Origin of the sequence: Escherichia sp. E.sYA108, from assembly GCF_011754335.1 — a bacterium.
In the GTDB taxonomy this organism is placed as follows: domain Bacteria; phylum Pseudomonadota; class Gammaproteobacteria; order Enterobacterales; family Enterobacteriaceae; genus Escherichia; species Escherichia coli.
Genome location: NZ_JAAQVZ010000001.1, coordinates 19,159 through 36,726, shown reverse-complemented (window position 1 = coordinate 36,726; position 17,568 = coordinate 19,159). Strand labels below are relative to the sequence as shown.

Sequence of the window (17,568 nt, the reverse complement as noted above, 5' to 3'; positions counted from 1 at the left end):
AAATCAAAATGAGAAAAATATGAATAATTCTATTAACCATAAATTTCATCACATTAGCCGGGCTGAATACCAGGAATTGTTAGCCGTTTCCCGTGGAGACGCTGTTGCCGATTATATTATTGATAATGTCTCTATTCTCGACCTGATCAATGGCGGAGAAATTTCCGGCCCAATTGTGATTAAAGGACGTTACATTGCCGGTGTTGGCGCAGAATACGCTGATGCTCCGGCTTTGCAGCGGATTGATGCCCGCGGCGCAACGGCGGTGCCAGGGTTTATTGATGCTCACCTGCATATTGAATCCAGCATGATGACGCCGGTCACCTTTGAAACTGCTACCCTGCCGCGCGGCCTGACGACCGTTATTTGCGACCCTCATGAAATCGTCAACGTGATGGGAGAAGCCGGATTCGCCTGGTTTGCCCGCTGTGCCGAACAGGCAAGGCAAAACCAGTACTTACAGGTCAGCTCTTGCGTACCCGCCCTGGAAGGCTGCGATGTTAATGGTGCCAGTTTTACCCTTGAACAGATGCTCGCCTGGCGGGACCATCCGCAGGTTACCGGCCTTGCAGAAATGATGGACTACCCTGGCATAATTAGCGGGCAGAATGCGCTGCTCGATAAACTGGACGCATTTCGCCACCTGACACTGGACGGTCACTGCCCGGGTTTGGGTGGTAAAGAACTTAACGCCTATATTGCTGCGGGTATTGAAAACTGCCACGAAAGTTATCAGTTGGAAGAAGGACGCCGGAAATTGCAACTCGGCATGTCATTGATGATCCGTGAAGGGTCCGCAGCCCGCAATCTCAACGCGCTGGCACCGTTGATCAACGAATTTAACAGCCCGCAATGCATGCTCTGTACCGATGACCGTAACCCGTGGGAGATCGCCCATGAAGGACACATCGATGCCTTAATTCGCCGCCTGATCGAACAACACAATGTACCGCTGCATGTGGCATATCGCGTAGCCAGCTGGTCGACGGCGCGCCATTTTGGTCTGAATCACCTCGGCTTACTGGCACCCGGCAAGCAGGCCGATATCGTCCTGTTGAGCGATGCGCGTAAGGTCACGGTGCAGCAGGTACTGGTGAAAGGCGAGCCGATCGATGCACAAACCTTACAGGCGGAAGAGTCGGCGAGACTGGCACAATCCGCCCCGCCATATGGCAATACCATTGATCGCCAGCCAGTTTCCGCCAGCGACTTTGCCCTGCAATTTACCCCCGGAAAACGCTATCGCGTTATTGAGGTAATCCATAACGAACTGATCACGCACTCCCGCTCCAGCGTCTACAGCGAAAACGGTTTTGATCGCGATGATGTGTGCTTTATTGCCGTTCTTGAGCGTTACGGACAACGACTGGCTCCGGCCTGTGGTTTGCTCGGCGGCTTTGGCCTGAATGAAGGTGCGCTGGCTGCGACGGTCAGCCATGACAGCCATAATATTGTGGTGATCGGTCGTAGCGCAGAAGAGATGGCGCTGGCGGTCAATCAGGTGATTCAGGATGGCGGCGGGCTGTGCGTGGTCCGTAACGGCCAGGTACAAAGTCATCTACCGTTGCCCATTGCCGGGCTAATGAGCACCGACACGGCGCAGTCACTGGCGGAGCAAATTGACGCCCTGAAAGCCGCCGCCCGTGAATGCGGTCCGTTACCGGATGAGCCGTTTATTCAGATGGCGTTTCTTTCCCTGCCAGTGATCCCCGCGCTGAAACTAACCAGTCAGGGGCTGTTTGATGGTGAGAAGTTTGCCTTCACTACGCTGGAAGTCACGGAATAATAAAAAAAAGCCCGGCGTCATGCCGGGCAAAAGTCACCAGTTACGTTTATGCCACTGTCAACTGCTGAATTTTTTTCTCGCGGCGGATTTTGCGTTCTTCCATCACCGCCACTATCGCCATCAGGCAGATACAACCAATCGCGGCGATATCCAGCGCGGCGAAGGTGCCTGCCCAGCCGGTAAGGCCAAATACCGGCGTCCCATCGGCAATCATTCCCAGACCTAACTTGGCAAAGCTGTCACCAATCAGGTAAGCGAAGGTGCCTTTAATACCATCGGCAGCGCCAATCGCTTTTTTAGGTACAAAGCCAACAGCAGCCACACCAATCAACAATTGCGGGCCAAAGACCAGGAAACCCAACGCAAAGAGAGAAGCCAGGTAGATATATTCGTTGCTGGCGTGTTGATACACACCGAGCGTGGCGATAATCAGCGCCAGCGCGATACAGGCCACCAGGCCACGGCGACCGTTCGCCAGGTCAGAGAGCCAGCCCCACAGCAGCGTACCGACCAGCGCACCAGCTTCAAACAGCGTAAAGCCCTGAATTGCCACCGCTTTAGAGAGTTTCAGTTCCTGGAACGCATACACGGTTGACCACTGGTCGATACCAATACGCACCACATAGAGGAAAATGTTGGCAAAGCACAGCAGCCAGATCACTTTGTTTTTCAGCACATACTCAACAAAGATCTGCCACTTGGTCATATCGGTAGATTCTGTCTCTTTATCCTCTTCACTGATCTCCTCGCCAAACAGCTCTTCAGCTTTGCCGAGGCCATAAGATTCCGGGGAGTCGCTGCCGTAACGCAGACCGATAAAACCAACAATCAGCGCGATAATCGACGGGAAAATAAACATGCCGATGACATGACCATCGAACAGGTAATTTGCGCCGAACAGCGCCACACCTGCTGCGCCTGCACCACCAAGGTTGTGAGAAATGTTCCAGAAACCGAGGAATGTCCCGCGTTTACGACGCGGCGTCCATTTGGTGATGGTGGAGTAACTGCACGAACCGCCGGTACTCTGGAAAAAGCCGCTTAAGGCGTAGAAGGCAATCATCAGGAACAGGCTAACCGAGCCGCTGCCCATACTGGCACTGAAGCCCAGCATACAAATGGCAGACAGGATCAGCATGAACGGCAGGAATTGTTTGGTGTTTTTGCCGTCGGCGTAGTAAGAAACCAGCGTTTTACCCACGCCATAAGTGATGGAGAAGCCCAGGCCGATCATCCCCAGCTGCGTCATGCTCAACCCGTAGGTCGAGATCATGTCGTTCTGCGCGATGTTAAAGTTCTTGCGAATCAGGTACATCGTAAGGTAGCCGATAAAGACCACCAGGTAGGATTGCATGAACGGTTTGAACCACATTTTGCGCCGCACTTCGAGCGGAAGGTCCAGGGTCGGCTTGCGAACCTGGTTTAAGAAAGCCAGCATGGGTTACTCCTGAAATGAATACCTGCGTGAGGCATGCATTGTAAAAATCAGCAGCAAATCAGGCCTGAGATAGCGTCCAGGCAAAACCTGGAAAATTTCTTAGTTTTGCCGGATATGAAGTGAAAAGGTGAGATGCATCACGCTTCTCGCGGTGTCTGGGCGTTCAAAAAGGGCAGTAATAGCAGTGCGGAAATCCCGGCGGCGATGGCGATAACCACAAAAAATCCGCTCCAGTGCCAGGTATCGAGTACTTTCGCCAGCGGCCAACCAGCAAGCGACGCACCAAGATAAGCAAACAAGCCGACAAATCCCGTCGCCGCCCCTGCCGCCTCTTTGTGGGAACACTCTGCCGCCGCCATGCCGATTAACATCTGCGGGCCAAAGACAAAAAAACCAATGGTGAAGAAGCAGGTTGCCTGCATCACGTAGCTGGCAAATGGCATCAGCCACAGCGAGCCGACTGAAAGCAAAATTCCGGCGGCGAAAATCAAATTCATCGGCCCGCGGTTGCCGTTAAACAGTTTGTCCGAACCCCAACCCGCTACCAGCGCACCGATAAATCCGCCCAGTTCAAACATTGTCACTGCCGTATTCGCCGTGACCAGATCGACGCCCAGCGTCTCGGACATATACAAATTGCCCCAGTCGTTGATCGCCGCCCGAACCACATAGACCAGCACATAGCAAAACGAAAGCAGCCAGATATACGGATTCAGCAACACATATTTGGTGAGGATCTCTTTACGCGTCAGCCCTGCCCCTTCTTGTTGTTGAGCAATCTCCAGTGCGTCGTGCCGCCATTCACCAACCGCCGGTAAACCTAACGCCTGCGGACGATCGCGCAGCCGCCAGCAGAGAAAAATCCCCACGACGATCGCCATACAACCCGCAATCATCATCCCGGCACGCCAGCCGTAATGCAGCGCGCTCGCTGCCATCACAATGGGAATGAGTGCGCCGCCGACGTTATGCGCCGTGTTCCATAATGCCCACCAACCGCCGCGCTCGGTACGAGAATACCAAGCGGTTAACAGACGCGCACACACCGGTGAACCCCAGCCCTGGAAAAAGGCGTTCAACACCCAAAGCACGGCAAACGCCCATAGCGACGTCGAGAAGCCAAACAGAATGTTGATAATGCCCGTGGCAATAAGCCCTATCCCCATAAAATAACGGGCATTTGAGCGATCGCTGACAATGCCGGAGACAAACTTCGACACGCCGTAGGTAATGTAAAACAGGGTCGCTAACAGGCCAATATCGCTACGGCTGAGCACGCCGTTAGCAAGGATTTCTGGTACGGCGGCGTTAAAACTTTTACGCGTGAAGTAAAACAGCGCGTAACCCAGCCAGATGGTCAGCAGAATATGCCGACGCCAGTAGCGATAGCGGGCATCAATTTCATGTTTATCAGTCATTAATGGCGCATCGGCAGGCGCTTTCAGAAACGGCAACATCATCGAACCTTAGACATAACGTTGAGGTAGAGAAACGCTGACACGCGTGCCGTGCAGACAGGAAATGGTCAATGTGCCACCCAGCGCCGTTACGCGCTCGCGCATTCCGGTAAGGCCAAAACCGTGTTGCCCGGAATCTGGCGGTAAACCGCTGCCATCGTCTTCAATCACCAGCATTAACCGCTCATCATGCTGCCAGCCTTGCAGGGTGACCGCGCTGGCATCAGCATGTTTCACAATGTTGTTCAGCCCTTCCTGGCAGACACGAAACAGCGTCACGCGCTGGTTTTCGCTTAACGCTGATTCATCGATTCGCCATTCGAGATGACTGACAATGCCGCGCCCTTCCAGCTCCATTTCCCGCATCAGTGAGCGGATGGCCTGCTCCAGGGTGAGATCATCCAGCTGGCGCGGACGTAACCGCCCTAACAAGCGGCGCACCGCGTCGTAAACGCCCAGCGACAGTTGTTCGATGAGCTGCCCGCTCTGTTTCACGCTGGCGTTATCCGCCGCGAGCCGCTGGACAATGCCCGCTTGAGTTCGAATAGCAGTGATGGTCTGACCGATATCATCGTGCAGCTCACGTGCCACATCACGGCGCACGCTCTCTTCGGTTTCCAGCAACCGTTCAGCGAGATGCTGATTGCGCGCCAGTTCCTTTTGCAGCGACTGGTTAAGTTCACGCAACCGCTGGATGCCTGCGCCCAGTAACAACCCTGTCAGACTTTGCACCAGCAGCGAGAGCAATAAATCCACCGGATGATCGCGCCAGGTTTGACTGGCGATCAGCGCGATGGCGTTCATCAATGTCGCAATCAGCGCTCCTTGCCAACCATAGTGCCAGGCCAGCGCGATAATCGGCAGCGCCAGACAGAATGGCGTAAAGCGCGACAGTTCGTCCGGCAATCCCAACTGGAGCCAGAGGCTGATAACAAACAGTAGCAAGTACCAGACCAGATGCCGCCCACGCCAGTTGATCGGCTGGGAAACCAGTGACGGGCCGAGCGGCAGCCAGGTGTTATTGGCGAGATAGTGCCAGAACACCAGACATATCGGGGCCAGCGTCAGGCCACCAGTTAAAGTCAGCAGCAGCGCATTCCACGACTCTTTGCCGTGCCAAAGCCAGGGCAGCGACTGCAACAACGCCGCCGCCGTTAACGCCGCACCCTGTAACAGCAAGGTGCGCCAGTCACGTTGATGGCGATAGCGCGAGATCAGCGCCACGGGCAACAACGTCAGTAAACTACCGATCATCAATAAGGAGAAATGGGTTAAACCGACCGCCTGCATTAGCCAGTAAATCAGCAGCCACTCCGCACCCAGTAGCACCGGCCAGTATCCGCGCGGGCATTGCAGCATTAGCCCTAGCCGCAGGCCAAACGGAAATAACAGCACCGCCATATCAGGGCGCTCAACCAGGTGCAGGCTGATACTCCACAGGCAAAACCATGCGGCAGAGAAGATAAAAAAGCAGGCAATAACGGTAATTAAGCGGGAGAACAACGTCTTCATCACCAACCATCAAACATGCGGCGCGCCAGTTCAACGTCGTTACTGACGCCCAGTTTTTCCATCAGATTGGCGCGATGGACGTGTACCGTTTTCGGCGACAAGCCCAGTTCGGCAGCAATCTCTTTCACCGCCATTCCTTGCGCCAGTTTTTCCGCCACCTGGCGTTCGCGTTTGGTTAGCGGGTCCTGGCGACCGGATGCCAGTTTAATGGCAATATCCGGCGTCAGATAACAGCCGCCCGTGGCAACCGTATGCACCGCAGCAATGAGTTCATCCGGGCTACAGCGTTTGGAGAGAAAGCCGCGCGCCCCCGCGTTAAGCGCCTGCTCAACCAGCGCCGGACTGTCATGAACGGAGAGCATAATTGTCGCCATGCCTTTCGGCAGCTGGCTTAGAAGCTCCAGACCGGAGATATCAGGCATGGAGATATCGCAAATACACACCTGCACACCGCGCCCCGGCAGCCCCGCCAGCGCCTCGCGCCCCGAACCAAACTCGGCAACTACCTGCAAATCAGGTTCCAGCCCCAGCAGCTGCGCAAAGCCGGAGCGGACGATAAGGTGATCGTCTATAAGGGCAACGGTGATCATGGTCTTGTCCTGGCGGGTAATAAAACGCGCTTACCTTAACGATAAGCGCGCCACTGTTCAAGCCTTGAGCGGTTACTGAAAAAAGCTGCGCTCCTGTTGCTTGTGAAAAGAAATGATGCCTTCAAGGTTTGGTATATCGACTAATCATTAAAAACGCTGGCAGCATTAATACCTTGTTAGTATCCATTTTGAATAAGAAAAATATATATTTTATATTTATAGTTTGATTGTTTGTATATTTATGAATTATTACTTCAGTATAAAAACCACTCTCTAAATAATTCGCAGACACAGCACATGCAACTTGAAGTATGACAAGCATGCCTGCTTCATTATTACACTTTAATAATAAAACCCACCGATTAATGTACAAAAAAATCCCTGCGTGATATTGTCTGTAAAAAAGGAGCAGATATGCGCACTCACCCTCACTTAATAAAACAAACTATTGATCCACGACTCATTAATGAAATAAACAAAAGAACACAAAGCAACAGTGAGAAGTTATCAAACAGTGATAAATTAACATATATTAATGACAACTACTGTGAGATAACGCGAAACTACACGTCATTTTATGGTATGAACATGCTGAGCATCGTTCTTTTCTTACCTATCGTTATTTTATGTTTTGCCTCTGTTTTATTCTTTATATATGACATAACATTTAACTTCGAACGATACTTAGATACGTGGAGATACAGAGCAGACTCTGAGTTAATGCTACATATTGCTTACTGCGCAATTTTTTTCATGTCTTTTGTTTTTGCTGCTATTCTAAATTATTTTATCTTTGCTCCGCGACATTACCCAATCCGTTTTAATAGAAAAACAGGAAAGGTCTATATTTGTGATTATATTCTTAATGATATGAGTCATAAATCAACCTATACTTTCTGGTGGCACTATCCATTCTATAAACATACCAAGCCTGAATATAAAGAGTACGACTGGGAACAAATTCAAGGTATAGCTTTTTTTGCACAAAATCGCCATTCCTCATACTCCACTATTCGCTGTATTGTTTATGAATCATTAGACAGTACAAATATTATTGACACCTTTAACCTGATAACGACAGAGAGTGCTATAGATGCATTGCATATGACAAATCACAAATTATGGTTATGGATTAATAGCTTTATGAATTTTGACGATGAGTTTTTAGAGAAATCTATCAATACTGCTCCAGGTATTTGGGGCCGTGAAGTGAATTGGCCTGAAGATATGAATAAGAAATCAATGTTGTCTTCAATGGACGAATATATACTCTGAATAATTCGAGTTACAGAATATACTCGTCATACTTCAAGTTGCATGTGCTGCGTCTGCGTTCGCTCCCCCCAGTCACTTACTTATGTAAGCTCCTGGGGATTCACTCGCTTGTCGCCTTCCTGCAACTCGAATTATTTAGAGTATATAAGCTCGCCCGGATGTAAATATCCCATCCAGGCGAGAAAATCACTTACTGAAAAAACACCGCAATCTTGTTAAACATCGTCGGATCGGACTGATTACGCTGCACTTTCACCACATCTTCCAGCTTGTCTATCTGGCTTATCATCTGCTCCAGACGCTGGTCGTCATTGACCAGTAGCCAGATGTGGCTTTTGTCGCTGTCCTGAATCGGCAGGCAGAGAATGCCTTCAACGTTAAAAGCGCGACGGGCAAAAAGGCCACAAACGTGGGTCATTACACCCGGATGGTTGCGAACGGTGAGTTCCAGAATCACGTTATCATGAGTTGTGTTTTGCATGGCTTATTCCCCCACCATTTCAGTATTCGCCGCACCTGGCGGCACCATCGGGTACACTTTTTCTTCGGCATCAATGCGCACATGGATCAGCGCCGGGCCAGGGCGATTGATGATTTCCTGCAATGCAGCCTGCGGATCGGCTTCGTTATTCAAATCACAGGTTTCGAGGCCGAATCCGGCGGCAATCTGCATAAAGTTGATTTTGCCCGGATAGGTAGCGGCAAAAACGCCCTGCTTGTAGAACAGACTCTGTTGCTGATGCACCAGCCCCAGCGCTTCGTTGTTCATCAAAATGATTTTAACATCCAGCTGATTTTCACTGGCGGTCGCCATCTCCTGAATATTCATCATCAGGCTGCCGTCGCCGGAGAAGCACAACACTTTGCGGTCCGGGTTCGCCAGCGCCGCGCCAATCGCCGCAGGCAGGCCAAAACCCATCGTGCCCAGCCCGCCGGAGGTCAGCCACTGGCGTGGGCGATTGAGCGGATAGGCTTGCGCGGTCCACATCTGATGCTGACCCACGTCGGTGGTGATAATCGCATTGTCATCGACACAGGCGGCAACGGCGTTGATCAGGCCGTAATGGCTTAATGGATCGCACGCTTTCGGGATTGGACACGGGAATTCACGCTGCAAATCCGCCACCAACTGGTGCCACTCTGCACGCGGTTGCGCTTCCACCAGCGGGATCAACTGCGCCAACACGTCATCAACATCCGCCTGAATTGCCACATGCGGTTGCTTGATTTTGCCCAGCTCTGCGCGGTCGATATCGACATGAATAATTTTGGCATTCGGACAGAACTGCTCGGTTTTGCCAATCGCCCGGTCATCAAAACGCGCACCGAGTACAATCAGCAGATCCGCCTCCTGCAAAATATAGTTGGTGCTGCGCACACCGTGCATCCCCAGCATACCCAGCGACAGCGGATGCGCTTTTGGCAACATACCCAGCGCCATTAAAGTCATGGTGGTAGGCAGTTGCGCTTTCTCCGCCAGTTCACGCACTCGCGCAGGCGCGTTGATCACACCACCACCCAGATAAAGCACCGGGCGTTTGGCGGCGTTAATCATCGCCGCCGCGTCACGAATACTTTCTTCGCTAAAGGCGGGTGCGGCGGCTTTTTCTGCCATAGCGGGCTGTGTTTCAATCTCAAAAACTGCCGTTTGCACATCCTTAGGAATGTCTATCCACACCGGGCCAGGGCGGCCTGATTGCGCAATACGGAAGGCATCGCTCATGACCTGCGGGAGTTCTTCGATATGTCTGACCAGATAGTTGTGTTTGGTGATGGGGATAGAGATGCCGTAGGTGTCGACTTCCTGGAAGGCGTCGGTGCCGATCATCGAGGCGGGAACCTGACCAGTGATGCAAATCAGCGGGATGGAGTCCAGCCTCGCATCGGCAATGGCGGTCACCAGGTTAGTCGCACCCGGTCCGCTACAGGCCATACAGACCGCCGGTTTACCGTCGGTGCGCGCCATTCCCTGAGCGATAAACCCCGCGCCCTGTTCATGGCGAGCCAGAATATGGCGGATTTGCGTGCTTTGGCTTAAGGCATCGTAAACAGGCAGGATAGAACCGCCCGGAATACCCGTCACAATCTTAATGCCCTGCTGTTCCAGGAAATGAACGATAAATTCTGCGCCGGTAAAGCGCTTACGCGTCGATGTTGTGCCCGAACTTGCCATGCTCCAGTCCTTTTCTTCTGGGCCGACTTTCCGGGAGGAGCTTAAACGAAAAACCCCGCCCGGTTTGCGCCGGCGGGGTTTTGGAATCGTGTGTTGTTCCAGTCCCTACGGCGCATTGCCGACGACCACCACCACACGCACGACGACCACTGCGGCGGATGGCGCAGTTGGTAGTAGTTTTGCGTTGAACATGGAAGTAGTCATTAGGGACCTTGTTGGTTTTGTGTTTAACAATATTTATACAAGCACAGCTTTACAGGGGAGACAATGGAAAATTTTTCTTCCGGATAAAAATACGTGGCAGATCACATTTTGAACTGAAACTCAGGCAATAAAGCATCATCACCTGAAAGACGGTCAGATTGTTGACAGAGTGCGCCTTATTCATGTCGAATACAGCGTAAACACCTTACCCTACCAACCGCACCATCACTGTTCCCGGCAACATTTATTGCCGCTTTTGTTTACATATTCTGCCGCTAAACAATTCCCCATTCCTGGCGTATATCTGGCTAACATTCATCAATGTGATAGATTCCTCTCCCGCATTTATGGGAATGCGTAGTGACTTATTCTAATTATTTTTATAAAAGCATCCGTGATAATGAAAAGGCATAGAAACGTCAATTTGTTATTGATGTTGGTATTACTCGTGGCCGTCGGTCAGATGGCGCAAACCATTTATATTCCAGCTATTGCCGATATGGCGCGCGATCTCAATGTCCGTGAAGGGGCGGTGCAGAGCGTAATGGGCGCTTATCTGCTGACTTACGGTGTCTCACAGCTGTTTTATGGCCCGATTTCCGACCGCGTGGGTCGCCGACCGGTGATCCTCGTCGGAATGTCCATTTTTATGCTGGCAACGCTGGTCGCGGTCACGACCTCCAGTTTGACGGTATTGATTGCCGCCAGCGCGATGCAGGGGATGGGCACCGGCGTTGGCGGCGTAATGGCGCGTACTTTGCCGCGCGATTTATATGAACGGACACAGTTGCGCCATGCTAACAGCCTGTTAAACATGGGGATTCTTGTCAGTCCGTTGCTCGCACCGCTAATCGGCGGTCTGCTGGATACGATGTGGAACTGGCGTGCCTGTTATCTCTTTTTGTTGGTTCTTTGTGCCGGTGTGACTTTCAGTATGGCCCGCTGGATGCCGGAAACGCGTCCGGTCGACGCACCGCGCACGCGCCTGCTTACCAGTTATAAAACGCTTTTCGGTAACAGCGGTTTTAACTGTTATTTGCTGATGCTGATTGGCGGTCTGGCCGGAATTGCCGCCTTTGAAGCCTGCTCCGGCGTGCTGATGGGCGCGGTGTTAGGGCTGAGCAGTATGACGGTCAGTATTTTGTTTATTCTGCCGATTCCGGCGGCATTTTTTGGCGCATGGTTTGCCGGACGTCCCAATAAACGCTTCTCAACGTTGATGTGGCAGTCGGTTATCTGTTGCCTGCTGGCTGGCTTGCTGATGTGGATCCCCGACTGGTTTGGCGTGATGAATGTCTGGACGCTGCTCATTCCCGCCGCGCTGTTCTTTTTCGGTGCCGGGATGCTGTTTCCACTGGCTACCAGCGGCGCGATGGAGCCGTTCCCCTTCCTGGCGGGCACCGCTGGCGCGCTGGTCGGCGGTCTGCAAAACATTGGTTCCGGCGTGCTGGCGTCGCTCTCTGCGATGTTGCCGCAAACCGGTCAGGGCAGCCTGGGGTTGTTGATGACCTTAATGGGATTGTTGATCGTGCTGTGCTGGCTACCGCTGGCGACGCGGATGTCGCATCAGGGGCAGCCTGTTTAAGCTCACGTCACCGCAGCATCGTCATCAGCTCCATGGGAGAACGATGCTGCTTTATCAGATCACGCATCACCCGCATATGCGGCGCGGAGTAAGAATAAAACGCCTGATAGCCCGCACAAAGCACGTTGTCTGGCGTCTCCTCCCGAGCGTGCGGGCACAGGCGATGCCAGTCGCACGCCTGGCAGCCACGACGCGGTTGCGGGTTTTCGCTGCCACACCATTTTTGTAGGGTGGCGTCAAAAAGCTCAATCGAAATACGACTGATATCTGCCCGTACCCAACACTCGAACAAGGCAATTAAAAATTTCCCCCACAGCTCTGCTGTCACCGAAGCGGCCGTCAGATCGCCCCGGTCATCAAATTCAAGATGGGGAATAAGCTGTACGGAGCGGATACCCCGTTGTTTGAAATTGTGATAAAAATCGGCAGGTTGCAGAGCATCCTTGTACTCTACAACCAGTTTATGCCTGTCCTCTTCAGCATCAATGACCTGACTTCCTGTCATGCGACTCTCTCAATAAATACGATAAGTTGATGTATATGCGTTACAGCAAACAGTATTGCGAGAGATAACACCGCGAGGGAGATCAAAAATTTGTCACGGACTACGTGAAATTGGGAAAAATCGCTATTCGTGACATCCATTAAATTGCGATTACGGGTGTAGTGCCAGAGGATCAGCGCCACAATGGCGAGAATGCCAATCGAAATCCAGAATAACATGCCCGCCTGGTGCCAGTTGTGTTTGATAGCCAACGCCATCAACGCGCCGTAGCCCAGCATGGTACGAAACCACGCCAGTGATGTACGCTCCGGCTGCAGCCCTGGGTCGGCAATGCGTCTGGCTTTGCGGCTATCCGGCATACAACACCAGTCCCATAACGATCACCGCTACGACCATCAATATTAAGCTGATGATTAATAAGCTGTTGGTGTAGGGCAGGTCCTCTTTCAGACGCATCGCTTTTTCATTGCGTAACCAGCGCAGGTAGCCATACATCGCTAACCCGCCGGAAAACAGACACAACAACAACGCCAGCAGTTCGCGAATGACGGGCGTGGCGAAATCTGGCGCAAGTTGATCAAGCCCAACCCCCGCCGCCAGAAAGCCTAGTGCGGTACGGATCCACGCCAGAAAAGTACGCTCATTAGCCAGCGAGAAGCGATAATCAGGTGCTTCTCCGAGGCGGGAAATTTTCATTGTTGCTCCTTGTAAACTGTTCCTCGCCGAAAAAGTAGGCCAGGAACAGCAATAATGCATCAGAACTTCTGTTTTTTCTCTTCCACCTTCACCCCTTGTGTCGGTAGGCCGGTGTCATAGTCGCGTACCACTGGCGAATAGCCATCTTGTGGGCGTGGACGAAACGCCCCCATCCAGCGCGGTCGTGCATCTTTACGCCACGGACGCAGACTCCACTGGTAACTGCGGAACGGATCGCGAATTTTATCCATGTAATCCAATAAGGCGTCATGCATTTTGCGGCGAACGTCGGCAAAACGGATATCATCGATCAGATTATGCATTTCATTTAGGTCATTACGGCGATCGTAAAGTTCATCACTGGTGAAGAGGTTGAGTACCAGTTTAAAGTCATCCGTCACCCAGCAACGCACCGGAATAAAACCGCCAAAGCTGTCATGCTCAATCTCGTAGCGGTTAAATTCCACCATTACGCCGCGTGGCTCTTTCACGGCAAGGATATTTTCCCCCGGCAGAATCTCTGGTTTTTCAATATCTGCCAGCGCCATCATTGTCGGCAGTAAATCGATATGACTGACTGGCGTATCGACCTGCCGCCGCTCCCCTTGCGGCGAACGGATGATCAGCGGAATACGGGTGATGTCGTCATACATCGCCGCTCCTTTACTGATCAGCTTATGTGCGCCCATCATTTCACCATGATCGGAGGTATAAATGACCCACGTATTTTCACGTTGCTCTGGCGTTAAGGCATTGATGACCCGTCCGATTTGGTCATCAACAAAGTCATTGCAGGCAAAATAGAGCGGATGGTGATAAAGCCCGTCATCACCGACTGGCGATGGCATCGCCTGCGCCCATAAGCGGTGATGTTCCGGTTTGTTCGCCAGGTCATCCTCTGCTTTCTCACCCAGTTCGTAGTAAAAATCAGTGTATTTCTCTAAATACTCCACCGGACAGGTGAACGGGTGATGCGGCTCATCATACGAAATCACCATCAGGAAAGGTTCGTCGGCGCGCGCGGGCTGTTGCAGAAAATCCACCGCCCGATTGCTGATGCGGTGCGCCCAGGTGAAGGTTTCGTCAATATGGTTCGCCTGTAAATCCTCAACGCTGTTTAGGCCATTGCGCCACAGGCTAATCTCTTTCTCCGTCAGTTCACTAAGATAGTTCGCGCCATCGAACCAGTAATCAGCGTCCCACTCCGGCGGACACTCGCCAGTGCCGAAATAGTCATGTCCATCGAGATGCCATTTGCCGATGTAGCAGGTGTGATAGCCCGCATCCTTAAAGTAGCGCCCCATGGTGGAAATGTTTTTGCCCGGCGCGACGTTGTTGGTCCACGGGCCGGACTGGTTAGCGTAGATACCGGTGAATAGTCCGGCGCGTGCAGGTGTACAAACCGGTGAACAGGTGTAGGCAGAATTAAAGCGAATACCTTCTGCCGCCAGACTATCAATATTTTGCGTATTCAGCGGCTTACCGCTATAGCAACCGACCATATTGGTGGCCTGGGTATCGGTCATGATGAACAGAAAATTGGGGCGTTTCATAGGCTATCCTTCGCATCGGGAGTAAAGGTGACGGCTGGGTCGTGACGATGCCGCCAGCTGTCAAAAATCAGGTAGACAATCACTACGGCGGCGATGAAATAACTGATCATCGCTAACCAGCGCGTACCGTAGCCACCGAATTCAGCCAGCCCGGCATAGACGCCAATCATCGCGAACAGGATACCAATTGACGCAATCTTGACGTTTTTCCACGGTTTCATGTCCACCGCAAACGCATCTTTGAAGGTGAACGGCGTGGCGCGCGGTTTGATAAAACCGATCATCAGCATCACGACCACGTTGATGCAGAACGTACAGGCCAGCACATAGAGGAAATGGAAGTCGAACTTCACCAGATAGTTGATGGTGATGTAGCTGATTATGCCAATCCCCATCGCCACTTTTGCCGCCAGCGCCGGAATGCGCGGGAAGAAAAAGCCCATAATGATGATGGTAACCAGCGGCACGTTGTAAATACCGTTGAGCTGTTTCATCCAGCTATACAGCCCCTGCGGCGCGTTGGCGATCCACGGCGCGACCATCACCGAAACGACGGCGATAAAGAAACCAAATTTGCGCCCGACGGTGACCAGCTGTTGCGGCTCGGCATTCTGGTTAATGATGCGCCGGTAAATACCCATACTGAATAACGTACTGGCGCTATTCAGAAAGCCGTTGAAGGTACTGATCACCGCACCAAATAACACCGCACCGAAGAAGCCCACCAGTGGCACCGGCAGAACGTTATTGACCAGCGTCGGGTAGGCCATGTCGGCTTTCGGTAAATCCTGATACAGATGAAACGCAATCAACCCTGGCAGCACCAGTACCAGCGGGTCGAGCATTTTCAGCACCGCCGTTAACAGCGCCCCCTTTTGCCCTTCCGCCAGGCTTTTTGACGCCAGCGTGCGTTGCACGATGCCCTGATTTGTACACCAGTAAAAGGTGTTCACCAGAATCAAACCGGTAAATGCCGCGCCAATCGGCAAGGGATCGGTCGGGCCGCCGACTGAGTTTAATTTCTCGGCGTGAACGGTGGTGAGTTGCTCAATGCCCTGCATAAAGCTGCCCTTGCCCATCGCGATCAGGCCAAATAACGGCACCATCAACCCGCCAATAACCAGCCCAATACCGTTAATGGAGTCCGCCACTGCCATTGCGCGCAGTCCGCCGATCACCGCATACAAAATTCCCGCCAGACCAAGCAAAATCACCAGTAACCAGATAGCCGCACCATCGGAAAGTTGTAGCGACTCACCCACATGAAACAGGCTGTTGAGCGCCAACGCGCCGGAATAGAGAACAATCGGCAGAAAGCAGACGCCGGTGGCAATGAGGAAGCAGAAGTCGATGATAATACGCGTCGTTTTATCATAACGTTCCTCCAGAAAATCGGGGATGGTGGCAATGCCGCGCTTCAGATAGCGCGGTAAAAAGATTAGCGCGAGGAAGATCAGCGTCACTGCAGAGGTGACTTCCCAGCCCATCACCGACATGCCACTTTTGTAGGCCTGCCCGGAAAGGCCGACCAGTTGTTCCGTGGAAAGGTTGGTTAGCATTAACGAAGCGGCAATAACCGGCGCTTTTAGTGAACGTCCGGCAAGAAAATAGCCTTGTTGCGATCCGGTATCTGTTTTACGGACCTTCCACCAGGTGATGACCGCTACCAGCAGCGTAAAACCGACAAAACTCAAGATTTGTAACGAATTCATCTCATAGCCCTTATTTATGTTTATGTCCCGGACGCATGAATATAGGGAGAGGTAAAATGCGTCGGGTCAGGCAGTCAGATTCTTAAAATACAAACGTCATATCCCTGAACGGATTGTTTTCTGTTAAGTTCAGGTTGTGAGCATAATTCGCCGGAGGGATATTAAAATGAATGGAAAATTGCAAAGTTCGGATGTAAAAAACGAAACTCCGTACAATATTCCCTTATTGATTAACGAAAATGTGATCTCCAGCGGAATTTCTCTGATATCGCTCTGGCATACCTACGCCGACGAGCATTATCGGGTGATCTGGCCGCGGGACAAGAAGAAACCGCTTATCGCCAACTCATGGGTTGCGGTGTATACCGTACAAGGATGTGGGAAAATTCTTTTAAAGAATGACGAACAAATAACTCTGCATGGCAACTGTATTATATTTTTAAAGCCAATGGATATTCACTCTTATCACTGTGAAGGTTTGGTCTGGGAACAGTACTGGATGGAATTTACCCCCACCAGTATGATGGATATTCCCGTCGGTCAGCAAAGCGTTATTTATAATGGCGAAGTTTATAATCAGGAACTCACCGAAGTTGCTGAGTTAATTACTTCACCAGAAGCAATAAAAAATAATCTGGCAGTCGCTTTTCTGACGAAAATTATTTATCAGTGGATTTGTCTTATGCACGCAGTCGGTAAAAAAGATCCACAACGGCGGCAAATTGAAAAATTAATTGCCACTTTACATGCCAATCTACAACAACGCTGGAGCGTAGCTGATATGGCTGCCACGATCCCCTGTAGCGAGGCCTGGTTGCGTCGTCTGTTTTTACGCTATACCGGCAAGACGCCGAAAGAATATTACCTCGATGCGCGTCTGGATCTGGCGCTATCGCTATTAAAGCAACAAGGGAACTCGGTTGGCGAAGTCGCTGATACGCTCAACTTCTTCGACTCCTTTCATTTCAGCAAAGCCTTTAAGCATAAATTTGGTTATGCGCCGTCAGCTGTGCTGAAGAATACGGACAGGTAATAACCAGAATGGCGAGTGTGTAAATGACTCGATGATGTTCAGAAATACC

The 17,568-nt window shown here is 51.7% G+C and carries 17 protein-coding genes; 4 read left to right on the top strand and 13 right to left on the bottom strand.

Going from position 1 to position 17,568, the window contains the following annotated elements:
• Positions 1–19 precede the first annotated feature (19 nt).
• Positions 20–1,786, top strand: a complete 1,767-nt coding sequence (adeD, locus tag HBM92_RS00170; protein WP_001065677.1) for an adenine deaminase — start codon at positions 20–22, stop codon at positions 1,784–1,786.
• A gap of 46 nt (positions 1,787–1,832) precedes the next feature.
• On the opposite strand, the gene uhpT is transcribed toward adeD, so the two are convergent.
• From uhpT to uhpA, 4 genes are all read right to left on the bottom strand, one after another.
• Entirely contained in the window at positions 1,833–3,224 is a 1,392-nt protein-coding gene (gene uhpT, locus HBM92_RS00165) for a hexose-6-phosphate:phosphate antiporter (protein ID WP_000879194.1), read from the bottom strand.
• A 137-nt stretch (positions 3,225–3,361) separates the two neighbouring features.
• Positions 3,362–4,681 (bottom strand): MFS transporter family glucose-6-phosphate receptor UhpC, encoded by a 1,320-nt coding sequence (gene uhpC / locus HBM92_RS00160; protein ID WP_001298006.1) that lies wholly within the window; start codon positions 4,679–4,681, stop codon positions 3,362–3,364.
• A gap of 9 nt (positions 4,682–4,690) precedes the next feature.
• Positions 4,691–6,193: a signal transduction histidine-protein kinase/phosphatase UhpB gene (uhpB, locus tag HBM92_RS00155; RefSeq protein ID WP_001304997.1), complete on the bottom strand. Its 1,503-nt coding sequence runs from the start codon at positions 6,191–6,193 to the stop codon at positions 4,691–4,693.
• Entirely contained in the window at positions 6,193–6,783 is a 591-nt protein-coding gene (gene uhpA, locus HBM92_RS00150) for a transcriptional regulator UhpA (protein WP_000633668.1), read from the bottom strand. Before uhpA ends, uhpB begins: the two co-directional genes overlap by 1 nt.
• Positions 6,784–7,197: 414 nt before the next feature.
• Between uhpA and HBM92_RS00145 the strand changes: the two genes are divergently transcribed.
• On the top strand, positions 7,198–8,058 hold the full coding sequence (locus HBM92_RS00145) for a DUF6708 domain-containing protein (RefSeq protein WP_001259006.1): 861 nt from the start codon (positions 7,198–7,200) through the stop codon (positions 8,056–8,058).
• Between the two features lie 190 nt (positions 8,059–8,248).
• On the opposite strand, the gene ilvN is transcribed toward HBM92_RS00145, so the two are convergent.
• From ilvN to ysdE, 4 genes are all read right to left on the bottom strand, one after another.
• Positions 8,249–8,539 carry an acetolactate synthase small subunit gene (gene ilvN / locus HBM92_RS00140; RefSeq protein WP_001181706.1) on the bottom strand — a complete coding sequence of 97 codons (291 nt, stop codon included), beginning with the start codon at positions 8,537–8,539 and terminating at the stop codon, positions 8,249–8,251.
• Positions 8,540–8,542: 3 nt separating this feature from the next.
• Positions 8,543–10,231 carry an acetolactate synthase large subunit gene (gene ilvB, locus HBM92_RS00135; RefSeq protein WP_000168476.1) on the bottom strand — a complete coding sequence of 563 codons (1,689 nt, stop codon included), beginning with the start codon at positions 10,229–10,231 and terminating at the stop codon, positions 8,543–8,545.
• A 105-nt stretch (positions 10,232–10,336) separates the two neighbouring features.
• Complete coding sequence (gene ivbL / locus HBM92_RS00130) at positions 10,337–10,435, bottom strand: ilvB operon leader peptide IvbL (RefSeq protein WP_001312198.1); 99 nt, start codon at positions 10,433–10,435, stop codon at positions 10,337–10,339.
• A 244-nt stretch (positions 10,436–10,679) separates the two neighbouring features.
• Positions 10,680–10,754, bottom strand: a complete 75-nt coding sequence (gene ysdE, locus HBM92_RS25165) for a protein YsdE (protein ID WP_211180519.1) — start codon at positions 10,752–10,754, stop codon at positions 10,680–10,682.
• An 81-nt stretch (positions 10,755–10,835) separates the two neighbouring features.
• Here ysdE and emrD point away from each other — a divergent pair, with 81 nt between their 5' ends.
• Positions 10,836–12,020: a multidrug efflux MFS transporter EmrD gene (gene emrD / locus HBM92_RS00125; protein WP_001304999.1), complete on the top strand. Its 1,185-nt coding sequence runs from the start codon at positions 10,836–10,838 to the stop codon at positions 12,018–12,020.
• 7 nt (positions 12,021–12,027) lie between these two features.
• Here the strand turns inward: emrD and HBM92_RS00120 are convergent, their stop codons facing one another.
• Genes HBM92_RS00120 through HBM92_RS00100 form a run of 5 tightly spaced genes read right to left on the bottom strand, consistent with a single transcriptional unit; the run spans position 12,028 to position 16,486 of the window.
• Entirely contained in the window at positions 12,028–12,525 is a 498-nt protein-coding gene (locus tag HBM92_RS00120) for a radical SAM protein (protein WP_000148045.1), read from the bottom strand.
• The gene (locus HBM92_RS00115) at positions 12,522–12,884 is read right to left on the bottom strand and encodes a DUF202 domain-containing protein (protein WP_001113432.1); all 363 of its coding nucleotides are present in this window, start codon (positions 12,882–12,884) and stop codon (positions 12,522–12,524) included. The genes HBM92_RS00120 and HBM92_RS00115 overlap by 4 nt, the downstream gene beginning before the upstream one ends.
• Complete coding sequence (locus HBM92_RS00110) at positions 12,874–13,221, bottom strand: YidH family protein (protein WP_000703959.1); 348 nt, start codon at positions 13,219–13,221, stop codon at positions 12,874–12,876. The genes HBM92_RS00115 and HBM92_RS00110 overlap by 11 nt, the downstream gene beginning before the upstream one ends.
• Positions 13,222–13,280: 59 nt before the next feature.
• Entirely contained in the window at positions 13,281–14,774 is a 1,494-nt protein-coding gene (locus HBM92_RS00105; RefSeq protein WP_000828478.1) for a sulfatase-like hydrolase/transferase, read from the bottom strand.
• Positions 14,771–16,486 carry a solute:sodium symporter family transporter gene (locus HBM92_RS00100; protein WP_001087166.1) on the bottom strand — a complete coding sequence of 572 codons (1,716 nt, stop codon included), beginning with the start codon at positions 16,484–16,486 and terminating at the stop codon, positions 14,771–14,773. The genes HBM92_RS00105 and HBM92_RS00100 overlap by 4 nt, the downstream gene beginning before the upstream one ends.
• Positions 16,487–16,652: 166 nt before the next feature.
• On the opposite strand from HBM92_RS00100, the gene HBM92_RS00095 reads away from it, so the two are divergent.
• Complete coding sequence (locus HBM92_RS00095) at positions 16,653–17,519, top strand: helix-turn-helix transcriptional regulator (protein ID WP_001305000.1); 867 nt, start codon at positions 16,653–16,655, stop codon at positions 17,517–17,519.
• Positions 17,520–17,568 lie beyond the last annotated feature (49 nt).